The sequence below is a fragment of the Terrabacter sp. P5_B1 genome (genome assembly GCF_056400505.1).
Genome location: NZ_JBFULD010000102.1, coordinates 1 through 12,248 on the forward strand (window position 1 = coordinate 1; position 12,248 = coordinate 12,248).

A 12,248-nucleotide genomic window follows, 5' to 3' on the forward strand; every position below is an offset into this window, starting at 1 on the left:
CGACCGAGTGACCTCGCGGCGTCGGGTGGGACCGACCGACGCCGCACCCAGCACGTGACAGGCCCGGGTCGGGCGACACCACACGGCGTCCGGCCCGGGCGTTCGCGCGTCCGGACGGTCCACGCTGCGGGCGGCCCCGTGGCGTCCCTGCCTCCTCCTCCTACGCTGGCGGCAGACGCGGCACCGAGAGGACGGCCCATGAAGCTCCATGACGGCATCAACGGACGACTGCGCTCGTTCATCGAGGCCCAGCCCCTGTTCTTCGTCGCGACGGCCCCTCTGGCACCGGACGGGCACGTCAACGTCTCCCCCAAGGGACTGGCCGGCACGTTCGTGGTGCTCGACGAGCACTCCGTGGCCTACCTCGACCTCACCGGGAGCGGCTCCGAGACCGTTGCCCACCTGCGCGAGAACGGCCGCATCACGGTCATGTTCTGCGCCTTCGAGGGCGCGCCCAACATCGTGCGGCTGCATGGGACGGGTCGTCACCTCGCCCTCCACGACGCCGAGTTCGCCTCGTACCGTGGGTTCTTCGCTGACCACCCCGGCACCCGGGGCATCGTCGTGGTCGACGTGCATCGGGTCTCCGACTCGTGCGGGTATGCCGTCCCGCTGATGACGCACGACGGTGACCGCGACCTGCTGACCCGGTGGGCGGACAACCGGGGCGACGAGGGGCTGGCGACGTATCGCGCCTCCAAGAACGCCGCCTCGATCGACGGCCTGCCCGCCCTCGACCCGGCCGCCGAGCCGGCCCCGTCGTGAACGGCCGGGTCCCGAAGGACCCGGCCGAACGCACACGCCCTAGACGGGCGCTCGTCAGACGATGATCAGGCGTTGATCGTCGCGGTGTCGATGACGAAGCGGTAGCGCACGTCGCCGGCCACGACACGGTCGTAGGCGGCGTCGACCTCATCGGCCGAGATCTTCTCGATCGTCGCACCGATGCCGTGGTCGGCGCAGAAGGCGAGCATCTCGGCAGTCGCGGCAATCCCGCCGATGTTGGAGCCCGCCACGACACGGCTGCCACCGACGACGGCGCCGGGGGCGAAGTCGTAGTTGCCGGCCGGGAGTCCGACGTTCGCGATGACGCCGAGCGGGCGCAGCTGGCCGATGTAGGTCTGCATCGGCAGGTCCGCGCTCACCGTGTTGATGATGAGGTCGAAGCTGCCCTTGAGGCCCTTGAGCACGCCCTCGTCGCCGGTGGCGTGGTAGTGGGTCGCGCCCAGGGCCTCGCCGTCGCCCTTCTTGGCGTCGGTTCGGCTCAGCACGCTCACCTCCGCGCCCAGCGCCGCAGCGAGCTTGACGGCCATGTGGCCCAGTCCGCCGAGACCGATGACGGCGACCTTCTTGCCGGGGCCGGCGCCCCACCGCTTGAGCGGCGACCAGACAGTGATGCCGGCGCAGAGCAGCGGAGCAGCCACGTCGAGCTCGATGCCATCGGGGATGCCGACCGCGAAGCGCTCGGAGACGACGACCTGCTGGGCGTAGCCGCCCTTGGTCGGCTCGCCGTCGTAGCCCTTGCCGTTGTAGGTCATGACGGCGCCCTTGGAGCAGAACTGCTCCTCGCCGTCCTTGCAGAACTCGCACTCGCCGCAGGAGTCGACCATGCAGCCGACGCCGACGCGGTCGCCGACCTTGTACTTCGTGACGCCGTCACCGACGGCCGAGACGACACCGGCGATCTCGTGGCCGGGGACCATCGGGAAGATGGCGCTCCCCCACTCCTCGCGGACCTGGTGGATGTCGCTGTGGCAGATGCCGGCGAACTTGACGTCGATCAGGACGTCCTCGTCACGCAGGTCGCGGTGCTCGACGGTGCGGGCCTCGAAGGCAGCTCCGGCACTCGATGCGACCAGGGCGGGGGTGGAAATCAAGAGGGTGTCTCCTTCGTGGTGGGTGGCGACGCCCTTCGTCCAGCGCAGCCTCACCCCGATTCATTCCCCGTCCGCCGGTCCGCTCGAACCTGTGCGACTCGGGTCACAGCCTCGCCAGCAGCGACGTGGCGACCTCGCGGTAGGCCTGCGCTCCCTTGGACGATCGCGCGGTGGCGAGGATGGACCGGCCAACGGCCGGGGCCTCGGCGAAGCGCACCGTCTTGGGGATCGGCGGCTCGAGGACGGGGAGGTCGTAGCGCTCCCCCACGTCGGCGAGCACCTCGCGCGCGTGGTTGCTGCGTCCGTCGAAGAGGGTCGGCAGGATGCCCCACACCTCGAGGTCGCGGTTGAGGATCTTCTGCACGTCGGCGACGGTGTCGAGCAGCTGCCCGACGCCGCGGTGGCTGAGCATCTCGCACGGCATCGGGATGATCAGGGCATCGGCGGCCGTGAGGGCGTTGAGCGTGAGCACCCCCAGGCTCGGCGAGCAGTCGAGCAGCACGACGTCGTATGCCGTGTCGAGGCCTTCGAGGGCCGAGCGCAGGACGTATTCGCGACCGGGTCGCGGGAGGAGCATGGCCTCGGCACCGGCGAGGTCGATGGTCGACGGCACGAGGTCGACGCCCTCCTCGCACGTGACGATGACATCCCCGACCTCGGCACGACCGGTGAGGACGTCGTGGATCGAGCTCTCGACGGTGTCGGGGTCGACACCGAGGGAGAAGGTGAGACACGCCTGCGGGTCGAGGTCGACGAGCAGGACGCGCCGACCGAGCTCGGCCAGCGCGGCACCGATGCTCGCGACGGAGGTCGTCTTGGCGACCCCGCCCTTCTGGTTCGCCAGAGCGATCGTCGTGGGGCCGTTGCCACGAGTGGCGCCTCGCGCACTCCGGCGCGGGGCGGTGGAGCGGTCGCTCTTGAGGGTGCGGGGCGGCATGCGGCCAGTGTGTCAGGTCGAGCGGTCAGCAGGCCGAGAGGGCCACGGGGTCGGCGTCGGGGTCCGAGTCAGGCACCGTCGCGCCCGGTCGGGGAGGTGTCGTCGTAGCCGGCTGGCTCGAGGCCGGCCCAGTCGGACTTCTCCGGCCCCATCTGCTGGCCCTCGGGGCAGTGGGCGCGGAAGTCGCACCACGAGCAGATCGCCGAGGTGCGCGGCGGGAAGCGCGTCGACTCCACGCCGACCGCCTTGAACTCCGCGTCGGCGCGCCGCAGGTCGGAGGCGATCGACTCGGCCTCGGCGATCTTGCGGGCCAGCGACTCGTCGGTGTGCTCGTGCGCGGCGACGGTGCCCGACGGCACGTGGTGCAGCTCGACCCGGTGACAGGGGCGACGGAACATGCGGGAGGCCGCGACGGCATACAACGCCAGCGGCAGCGACGTGCGCGCGTCGTCGTCGGTGGGGACCTGGCGACCCGTCTTGTAGTCGACGACGACGAGCTCGCCCTCGCGGTCGTCGAGGCGGTCGATGCGGCCGGTGATGGCGACCTCGTCGGTCTTGAGCGACACGCTGCGTTCGATGCCCACCGGCTGGTTGTCGCGGTCGCTGACGCGGAGGTACTCGGTGACCGCGTCACGCACTCGCAACCGCCACGCGGCGGACTGCTCGGGGTCGCGGAAGCCGACCTCGATCCACGATGTGCGGACGAGCTCGGCCACTCCCGCAGGCGTGCGGTGGCCGGCCGGCAGGTCCCAGAAGTCCCGCAGCACGTTGTGGGTCGCGATGCCGACCGAGGTGTGGGCGCGCTGCGGTCGGGCCTGCGGCCGCGGACGGTCGAGGTACTGCATGCGGTAGCGACGCGGGCAGTCGAGCCAGGCGAGCAACCGTGACGGCGAGCCGGAGTAGAGCGGCGTGGGCATGCCGGCGAACGTCGTCTGCTCCACGGGTCCGGTCGTCACGCCGACACCCTACGGTCCCTGGCCGACAGTCCACGGGACGACATCCCCAAGCCCAGCCGAGTGCCCACTTCCCGACGCCCCACGACGTAGGCAGGCCGGCACCCGACTCAGTGGGGGTGGCCGGCGATGCGTTCGAGTCGGGCTGCGGCCGTGCGGAACTCGTCCTCGAGCTCGGTCACGACCTCGCCCACGGGACGCACCGAGCGGATGCTCTGGAGTCCTTGCCCCGCCGCCCACAGCTGCGACCAGCGCTTGGCCTCGGACTGGCCGGACTGGCCGACGTCATAGCTGCGCACCCCTGCCCCGCCGAGGTCGTCGGGATCGAGGCCGTGGGCGCTCAGGCTCGGACGCAGCCACGACGCGTCTGCGCCGGTGATGCCGTCACTCACGACGAGGTCGTCAGGGCCGTGGTCGACGACCATCTGCTTGTAGCCCTCGGTCGCCCGGCTCTCCGTCGTGGCCAGGAACCGCGTGCCCATGTAGACGAGGTCGGCTCCGGCGGCCACGGCGCCCGCGACGCCGGCACCGTCCGCGATGCCACCGCCGACGGTGACGAGGCCGTCGAAGAGGTCGCGCACCGCCGACACGAACGCGAAGGGCGAGAGGTGACCGGTGTGACCTCCTGCCCCCGCACTGATGCAGGCGAGCCCGTCGACCCCCGCGTCGATCGCCTTGCGCGCGAGGACGAGGTCGATGACGTCGGCCACGACCAGTCCGCCATAGCCCTTGACCGCGTCCATGACGGGGCGGGGAGAGCCCAGGGCGGTGATGACGACGGGCGGCCGGTGCGCCGCCACGAGGGCCAGGTCGTCGGCGAGCCGGCTGTTGCTCCGGTGCGTGATCAGGTTGACCGCCCAGGGAGCCGTGCCCGCACCGGAGGCGATCACGCCCAGCCACTCGTCGAGCTGCTCCGGCGTCCGGCAGTTCTGCGTCGGGAAGGCGCCGAGGATGCCGGCTCGCGCCGCGGCGACGACGAGCTCTGGCCCCGACACGAGGAACATGGGTGCCGCGACGACCGGCAGCCGCAGCGAGCGCAGCAGCTCGTCCGGCGTCACCCCTGGGCCCCATCCCGGCGCAGCGTCCTCTTGAGCACCTTGCCGACGGCATTGCGCGGCAGCTCGTCACGCACCTCGAGCCGTTCGGGGAGCTTGAACGACGCGATGCTCCGCTCGCGGAGCCAGGCCACGAGCTCGTCGAGCGTCAGGGACGCCCCGGCGCGCAGGACGACGACCGCCGCGACGCGCTCCCCCAGCCGCTCGTCGGGGTCGCCGACGACGGCGACGTCCGCGACCGCGGGGTGGTCGGCGATGAGGCCCTCGAGCTCGGCGGGTGCGATGTTCATGCCGCCGCGGATCACCTGGTCGCGCACCCGGTCGAGGTAGCGGAGGTACTGTCCCTGGTCGCCCGCGATCTCGAAGAGGTCGCCCGTGCGCAGGTAGCCACGGTCGTCGAAGGGGCTGGGCAGCTCGTCGCCGTGGAGGTAGCCGGCGAAGACGCTCGGACCGCTGATGTGCAGCTCCCCCGGGTGGCCGGGCGCCGTCACGTCCTCGCCCGTCACGATGTCGACGAGCCGGGTGTCGGTCCACTCCCCCGCTCGGGTCGACCACGTGACCCCGGGCGCGCCGAACCGCGGGAAGAACTGCGCCCGCACCTCGGGGTCGGGGAAGTCGACCGGACTCGACAGCAGCCCGACCCCCTCGTTGGACCCGAAGAAGTTGATGACGCTGATCCCGTGGCGCTCCTGCCAGCCCCGCACCATGGCCGGCTGCAGCGGAGCCGACCCGGAGCCGATCCGCGTCAGGCTGCTGACGTCGACCGTCGCCATGAGCTCCTCGTTGCCGAGCAGCATCCACAGCAGGGCCGGCGGGGCGCACGTGTAGGTGGCTCGCTCGACGGCGACCTGCCCGAGGAACGTCGGCAGGTCGAAGGGGTGGTGCTGCACCAGGACGCACCCAGTGAGCAGCCACGGCAGGAACATCCCGCTGATGCCGGCCATGTTGATCATCGGGAACGGGTTGAGCAGCACGTCGCCGGTCGTGACCTGCGGCGCCTCGGTCGTCGCGATGCCGACAGCCAGCCAGTCCATGTGACAGCGGGGCACGCCCTTCGGCGCGCTCTCGGTGCCCGACGTCCAGCAGATCGTCACGGCGTCGTTGGCCTCGTTCGGGTCGCCCGCGGCATACGCCTCCACCGCGTCGCGGTCGCCTTCGGTGGCCGGCCCCGGATGCCACACGCGGACGCCGATCGGAACGTCCGCGCTCTCCACCTCGGGGCCGTACGCGACGACGGCGCGCACCGAGTCCACGTCGGCGAGCGCCGTGGCGGCGTCGGCTGCCAGGGCACGGTCCCCGAACCGCCCGCAGCTGACGTATGCCGTCACGCCGGCTCGGGCGCACATCGTGGCCACCTCGCGCTCGCGCAGCTGCACGGGCAGGGGCGACACGACGACCCCCAGCCGCCACGCCGCGAGATAGACCTCGACGAGCTCCACCGTGTTGGCGAGCTGGACTCCCAGCACGTCGCCGCGACGGAGGCCGAGCGACAGGAGGCGGGCGGCGAGAGCGACCACCTCGGCGTCGAGCTCCCGCCAGGTCAGCCGGCGCGCGGACGAGCCCAGCAGGGCCTCGCGGTTAGCCGGGTCGACGACGGCGAGCGCGTCACCGCGGGCGCACACCTGGTCGGCGAAGATCCCGTCGAGCGTCTGCTCGCCCCACCACCCCTTCGAGCGGTAGTCGGCGACCTTCGCAGGCGGGTGCAGCCCCCGTGCGTGAGCCATGACCGGTCACCGGCCCGCTCGACGGGCGGACCGCGGGACGATCTCGATGTCGCTGCCGTGGAGGACCACCGAGCACTGGTCGCACGCGAGCGCGACGACGAGCGGCGCCCCGCACGGCACGTGCTGCTGGACGAGCGCGGGCCCCTCCGCGGCGGCATACCAGTGCTGCGCCCAGTCGATGGCAACGGCGACGACGGGGTAGAAGGCGTGTCCCTTCTCGGTCAGGTGGTACTCCGCGCGCCCCACGCGTCCGGGTCCGCGGCGCCCCCGGGCCTCGAGCACGCCGATGTCGCAGAAGGCCCGCAACCGTTCGGCGACGAGACTCGGCGGCGCGGCCAGGGCGTCCACGAAGTCGCCGAAGCGGGTGAGCCCCCGCAGCGAGGCGCCGATGAGAGCCGAGGACCACCGGTTGCCGAAGATGGACATCGTCTCCGGGAAGAGGCCCGCGACGGACCGGTCGGCTCGCGGGTCGGACCGGCGTCGGGTCGTCGACTCCGGCACGGACCGTGCCCATGACCCGCTCGGCCCCCACTCGGCATGCACGTCACTGGAGTGGACGGCCTCGAGGCACGTCCTGCAGGTCAGGACCGGGGCGAAGTCCTGCTCGCACAGCCGGTGCCGCATCGCGGGGAGCGTCTGGGCGTGCCGCGGGACCCATCGGCGCTCCCAGTCCCAGATCGCGATCGTGACGGGCCAGAGGCCCCGGCCTCGCGAGGTGAGGACGTACTCGGCCCGGACCGGACGATCCTGGTAGACGACGCGTCGGAGCACCCCCTCGCGCTCCATCGTCGCGAGACGCGCGGAGAGCACCGTGTTGGAGACGGCGACCTCGTCGAGGRACTGGCCGTACCGCGTCGTCCCCCGCAGCGCTCGCTGGAGGATGAGGAGGGTCCACTCGTCGCCGAGCAGTCCGAGCATGCGTCCGACGGCATTCGTCGAACCGGGCTCGAGCGCGGTGGGGACGGAGCCGGGGTCGACGTCGTCGACCACCGGCTCAGAGAGCGATCGCATCCGCTGCCGTCTCCGCCGTGCTCCATCGCCGCAGCTCGGCCCCGGGCGCCCACGTCGAGTGGGTGCCGCTCGAGATCCGCTCGGGCAGCCGGAGCCGGCAGACCGGACCGTCCGAGACCCGTGCTGCGTCGAGCACCACGCAGTACGAGGCGTCGTCGTTCAGGTCGGTCGTCAGCGTCACGAGGTAACCGTCGTCCTCGCCCCTGCTCCCGACCCGTGGTGCCATCGCGGTCTCGCTGCCGAAGACGTTGTCGCCGAACGAGTACCGCTCCTCGACGCCCGTCTGGAGGTCGTGCTTGACGAGGCCGTCGAAGAGGAACCAGGCGGGCTTGCCCGTGGCCGCGTAGGCGTAGCGGTACTTCCCGCCCGCGTAGGCGCCGTTCATCATGCCGAACTCGGTGATGCTGTCGGAGAGCTGCTCCTCCTTGACGAGGCCGGTGCGCAGGTCGAGCCGCCAGCGGTGCAGGCGGGCCTGCATGCGGTCGAGCGCGAGGAAGCGGAAGGCCCGCTCCCACCGGTTGCCCATGCCGTTGTCCTGGGGCTCCGGGTCGCCCTGGAAGAAGCCGTCGAGAACGATCTCGTCGCCGTCCTCGTAGGCGTTGACGAAGTGGAGGACGTAGGTGGGGTCGGCCTCGAACCACCGGATGTCGCGCGTCTGCCCACGCCGCGGGATGACGGCGAAGCGGCTCGGCAGGTCGCGGTGGAAGCGCGCGACGTGCGCGCCCTTGGCGAGGGCCTCGGGCTCCCAGAAGAGCGGGAAGTCACTGAGCACGACGTAGTTCTCGGTGAAGGCCATGTCGTGCGGCAGCCGCGGGCCCGGCAGCGGGACGTCGATGTAGTGGACGAGGTCGTCGGCCTCGTCGACGACGCCGTAGTGCATGTACGGCGCCTCCTTGCTGTAGTTGAAGAAGAGGAGCTCGCCGGTCCGGTCGTCGACCTTCGGGTGCGCGGACACGCCCCAGTCGAAGGGGAACCGGCCGTTCCACGTCGCCTTGCCGAGTGTCTCGGCCGACAGCGGGTCGAGCCGGTAGAGGTCCCCGCACTGGTAGAAGCTCGTCAGCGCCGTGCCACGGTGCACGATGACATCGGTCGACGACGCGTCCTTCATCTGCCGTCGGGCACCCCAGCCGTCCTCGCGGAGCGCCAGGTAGGGCGGCTCGGCGAGCCCGGCCCACAGCGACTGCCCGGCCTCCTGCTCGGCGAGCAGTCCGTCGGTGCGCACGAAACGGTTGCGGTAGAAGGCTTTCCCGTCCCGGAAGCCGACGACGTGGACCATGCCGTCACCGTCGAACGGGTGGTAGTGCTTGAGCGACGGGTGGACCGGGTTCTCGGTGTTGCGCAGGTAGACGCCGTCGAGGTCGACCGGCACCTCACCCTCGACGACGTCGAGGTCGTCCGCCCGCCACTCGGTCGTCTGCGGCTGCCACGGACCCGTGCGGTAGGGGTGGTCGTCGTCCGCGGGAAGGGTCGAGAGCATCCGACCGACGATCTCTACATCCATTCGGCTCTCCTTGCCGCGCAGTGGTTTCGGCGATCAGTCATCGACCGCCCCGACGACGAGGCTGACAGTGGTGGCGGTGCTGCCACCGAAGTTGAGCGTGCCGAAGGTGCGGGCACCCTCGACCTGGTAGTCGCCGGCGGTACCGCTGACCTGCTTGGTCGCGTCGAGGAGCATGCGTATGCCGCTCGCCCCCACCGGGTGGCCGCCGCCGATGAGACCGCCGCTCGGGTTGATCGGCAGGCGGCCGTCGCGCGCGATCGAGCCGTCCTCGACGGCCTTCCACGACTCGCCCGGCCCGGTGAGACCGAGGTGGTCGATGGCGAGGTACTCGGTCGGCGTGAAGCAGTCGTGCACCTCGAAACCGTCGACGTCCTCGAGCGTGACGTGGGCCCGGTCGAAGGCGTCCGTGACGGCCCGGCGCACGTGGGGCAGGACGTAGAGCTCGTCCCGGTCGCGCTCGAGCTTCTGGCGCAGCCCGAGCCCCACGGTCCGGTGGCCCCAGCCCTCGATGCCGGCGAGGGGTCGGCGCTTCGGGTGGTCGCGCAGCCACGCATCGGAGACGAGGACGACACCGGCAGCGCCGTCGGTGACCTGACTGCAGTCGTAGCGGCGGAGGCGGCCCTCGACGACCGGGTTCAGGGCGTCGTCGGTCGCCTGCGCTCCGCCCAGGTCGGGGACGTCCCAGCCGCGGGTCTGGGCGTTGGGGTTGCGCCGCGCGTTGGCGAGGTTGAGCGTGGCGATGGCGCGCAGGTGGGCGTCGTCGAGCCCGTGGCGCCGGTCGTACTCGTCGGCAATGGTGCTGAAGACGTGCGGCCACATGAAGCGCGCCCCGTCACCGTCGTGGCCCACCCAGGCCGCTGCCCCGAGGTGCGCGGCGGCCTCGTCGCCGGGCACGGTCTTCTCGAGCTCGACCCCGAGCACGAGGGCGCAGCCGTAGTGGTCGGCGCGCAGGTCGGCCATGGCGGCCAGGAGGGCGACCCCGCCGGACGCGCAGGCCGCCTCGTGTCGGGTGGCCGGCAGGCCCCACAGGTCGGGACGGACGGTCGCCGGCATGGCGCCGAGATGGCCCTGACCGGTGAAGAGCTGGCCGAAGGCGTTGCCGACGTGGATGACCTCGACGTCGGTCGCGGCGACGTGGCTCGCCTCGAGGGTGCCGTCGACGACCTCGCCCACGAGATCCGAGACGTCGCGCCCCTCACGGGTCAGGTTGCGCGCGAAGTCCGTCTGGAACCCACCGAGCACCCAGACCCCGGTCGGGGAGGCGCTCGGGCTGCCGGCCGTCATCTCCGCCTCCGCTCCCGACGCCGCCCGTCGGTGCCCAGCCTTGCCTATCCCAAGCACGGTACTACGGCAAGCAGAGTCGCTCCTGGGCGTGGCAGGACACATTTCGGTGGGCGGCGGTCGGGGCGACGTGGGTCAGGGCCTCAGCACCTCGGTGGCGCCGCTCGAGGCGGCCTCGAGCGCCTCGAACGCCTCCGGGGCCGTCGTGTTCTCGGCGAGCCGGTTGCGCTTGCCCGCGCCGTGGTAGTCGCTCGATCCCGTGAGCAGCAGTCCGAGCCGACTGGCGAGCGCCGTGGCCCGCGCGACCTCCTCGGGGCCGTGGTCGCGGTGGTGCGCCTCGAGGCCGACGAGGCCCGCGTCACGCATCCGTCCGATGAGCGCGTCGTCCAGGACCCCCGTACGGGTCAGGGTGAACGGGTGGGCGATCACGGGCACGCCACCGGCCGCCCGCACGAGCTCGACGGCCCGGACGGGGTCGGGCGCGTAGTGGCCGACGTAGTAGGGCGAGTCGTTGCCGAGCCACGACTGGAACGCCTCGTCCCGGTGGCTGATCGTGCCGTTGGCGATGAGGGCGTCCGCGATGTGGGGCCGCCCAGGGGTCGCGCCGGGCCCCACCTGGGCGAGCACCTCGTCGTACCCCAGGGGTATGCCGTCCGCCGCCATGAGCGCGACCATCCGCTCCAGCCGCGTGGAGCGTGACTCCCGGGCCCGCGCCAGCTCCGCCGCGAGGGGTCCGTCGTCGGCGTCGACGAGGTAGCCGAGCAGGTGGATCGAGGAGTGCCGCCACGCGCAGGAGATCTCGATGCCGCGCACCAGGGTGACGCCGTGGACGCGGGCCGCCTCGGCCGCCTCGCTCCAGCCCGCGACGGTGTCGTGGTCGGTGATGGCCAGCACGTCGACCCCAGCCACGGCGGCTGCCGCGACGAGCTCGGCCGGGGTCTCGGTGCCGTCGCTCACCGTCGAGTGGGTGTGCAGGTCGATGACCGGAGGCGTGCGCGCCGCGCGCGCGGTCCCGGTCGGTGTCACGCCCCAAGCGTAGGGGCGAGAGGGTCGCGGTTGTCGCTGCCACCCCCGGAGGCCTGTCACCACCGTCGACCTCGCCGGCGCGCGCCGAACGTGACGGCGGTCTGACGATGCGTGCCGATCCTCCGGCCCCTGGTGCCGGAGGATCTCCACGACTCCCGGCGGATCAGGGCTGCGCGGTCGCCTCAGACGTGGTCTCGCGGCCGGGCCAGTTCCTGTCGGGTACCGGCACCGGTCGACCGGGCTGCTCGCCGCCGCGCTCCTCGAGGTAGTTGTCCTTGGGCACCATCACCTTGCGGCGGAAGATGCACACCACGGTGCCGTCCTGCTTGTAGCCGATCGTCTCGACGTGCACGACGCCGCGGTCGTCCTTCGACGTCGACTCCCACTTGTCGAGCACGGTCGTCTCGCCGTAGATCGTGTCGCCGTGGAAGGTCGGCGCGACGTGCCTCAGCGACTCGATCTCGAGGTTGGCGATGGCCTTGCCCGAGACGTCCGGCACCGACATGCCGAGCAGCAGCGAGTATACGTAGTTGCCGACGACGACGTTCTGCCCGAACTGCGTCGACCCGGCGGCGTAGTGCGTGTCGAGGTGCAGCGGGTGGTGGTTCATCGTCAGCAGGCAGAAGAGGTGGTCGTCGTACTCCGTGACCGTCTTCCCGGGCCAGTGCCGGTAGACGGCGCCGACCTCGAACTCCTCGTAGCTGCGTCCGAACTGCATTGCCGCTCCTCGTCGAGAGTGATCGCCCGGCCCCGCTGGGACGAGCGGCTACCAGCCTGCCCGAGCACACGGCATACGCCCATGGTCGTATGCCGTGTGCTTGCTCACGGTTGCGCCGCGGGCTGGGCGACGTCGGCGACGACAGGCAGGTCGCTCGTCTCGGAG

The 12,248-nt window shown here is 71.7% G+C and carries 11 protein-coding genes; 1 reads left to right on the forward strand and 10 read right to left on the reverse strand.

The window, feature by feature from the left end; translation table 11 throughout:
• Positions 1-198: 198 nt before the first annotated feature.
• Positions 199-765: a pyridoxamine 5'-phosphate oxidase family protein gene (locus AC1DP0_RS09505; RefSeq protein WP_478084022.1), complete on the forward strand. Its 567-nt coding sequence runs from the start codon at positions 199-201 to the stop codon at positions 763-765.
• 65 nt (positions 766-830) lie between these two features.
• On the opposite strand, the gene AC1DP0_RS09510 is transcribed toward AC1DP0_RS09505, so the two are convergent.
• From AC1DP0_RS09510 to AC1DP0_RS09555, 10 genes are all read right to left on the reverse strand, one after another.
• Positions 831-1,877 (reverse strand): NAD(P)-dependent alcohol dehydrogenase, encoded by a 1,047-nt coding sequence (locus AC1DP0_RS09510; RefSeq protein ID WP_478084024.1) that lies wholly within the window; start codon positions 1,875-1,877, stop codon positions 831-833.
• Between the two features lie 103 nt (positions 1,878-1,980).
• Positions 1,981-2,814, reverse strand: a complete 834-nt coding sequence (locus tag AC1DP0_RS09515; RefSeq protein WP_478084026.1) for a ParA family protein — start codon at positions 2,812-2,814, stop codon at positions 1,981-1,983.
• A gap of 68 nt (positions 2,815-2,882) precedes the next feature.
• Positions 2,883-3,770 (reverse strand): RecB family exonuclease, encoded by an 888-nt coding sequence (locus AC1DP0_RS09520; RefSeq protein WP_478084028.1) that lies wholly within the window; start codon positions 3,768-3,770, stop codon positions 2,883-2,885.
• A 107-nt stretch (positions 3,771-3,877) separates the two neighbouring features.
• Positions 3,878-4,825: an NAD(P)H-dependent flavin oxidoreductase gene (locus tag AC1DP0_RS09525; RefSeq protein ID WP_478084030.1), complete on the reverse strand. Its 948-nt coding sequence runs from the start codon at positions 4,823-4,825 to the stop codon at positions 3,878-3,880.
• Positions 4,822-6,546 carry a class I adenylate-forming enzyme family protein gene (locus tag AC1DP0_RS09530; protein ID WP_478084032.1) on the reverse strand — a complete coding sequence of 575 codons (1,725 nt, stop codon included), beginning with the start codon at positions 6,544-6,546 and terminating at the stop codon, positions 4,822-4,824. The genes AC1DP0_RS09525 and AC1DP0_RS09530 overlap by 4 nt, the downstream gene beginning before the upstream one ends.
• A 6-nt stretch (positions 6,547-6,552) precedes the next feature.
• Complete coding sequence (locus tag AC1DP0_RS09535; protein WP_478084033.1) at positions 6,553-7,557, reverse strand: winged helix-turn-helix transcriptional regulator; 1,005 nt, start codon at positions 7,555-7,557, stop codon at positions 6,553-6,555.
• Positions 7,541-9,058, reverse strand: coding sequence for a carotenoid oxygenase family protein (locus tag AC1DP0_RS09540; RefSeq protein ID WP_478084036.1), 1,518 nt, complete (start codon positions 9,056-9,058; stop codon positions 7,541-7,543). The genes AC1DP0_RS09535 and AC1DP0_RS09540 overlap by 17 nt, the downstream gene beginning before the upstream one ends.
• Positions 9,059-9,091: 33 nt before the next feature.
• Positions 9,092-10,342, reverse strand: a complete 1,251-nt coding sequence (locus tag AC1DP0_RS09545) for an acetyl-CoA acetyltransferase (RefSeq protein ID WP_478084037.1) — start codon at positions 10,340-10,342, stop codon at positions 9,092-9,094.
• Positions 10,343-10,474: 132 nt separating this feature from the next.
• Positions 10,475-11,365: a PHP domain-containing protein gene (locus tag AC1DP0_RS09550; RefSeq protein WP_478084039.1), complete on the reverse strand. Its 891-nt coding sequence runs from the start codon at positions 11,363-11,365 to the stop codon at positions 10,475-10,477.
• 163 nt (positions 11,366-11,528) lie between these two features.
• Positions 11,529-12,083, reverse strand: coding sequence for a MaoC family dehydratase (locus tag AC1DP0_RS09555; protein ID WP_478084041.1), 555 nt, complete (start codon positions 12,081-12,083; stop codon positions 11,529-11,531).
• Positions 12,084-12,248: the final 165 nt, after the last annotated feature.

What these genes read in the sequence shown, in the direction of transcription:
- AC1DP0_RS09530 (WP_478084032.1), bottom strand. Translation starts at nt 6,546, where the DNA reads ATGGCTCACGCACGGGGGCTGCACCCGCCTGCGAAGGTCGCCGACTAC.
- AC1DP0_RS09505 (WP_478084022.1), top strand. Translation starts at nt 199, where the DNA reads ATGAAGCTCCATGACGGCATCAACGGACGACTGCGCTCGTTCATCGAG.
- AC1DP0_RS09540 (WP_478084036.1), bottom strand. Translation starts at nt 9,058, where the DNA reads ATGGATGTAGAGATCGTCGGTCGGATGCTCTCGACCCTTCCCGCGGAC.
- AC1DP0_RS09545 (WP_478084037.1), bottom strand. Translation starts at nt 10,342, where the DNA reads ATGACGGCCGGCAGCCCGAGCGCCTCCCCGACCGGGGTCTGGGTGCTC.
- AC1DP0_RS09515 (WP_478084026.1), bottom strand. Translation starts at nt 2,814, where the DNA reads ATGCCGCCCCGCACCCTCAAGAGCGACCGCTCCACCGCCCCGCGCCGG.
- AC1DP0_RS09555 (WP_478084041.1), bottom strand. Translation starts at nt 12,083, where the DNA reads ATGCAGTTCGGACGCAGCTACGAGGAGTTCGAGGTCGGCGCCGTCTAC.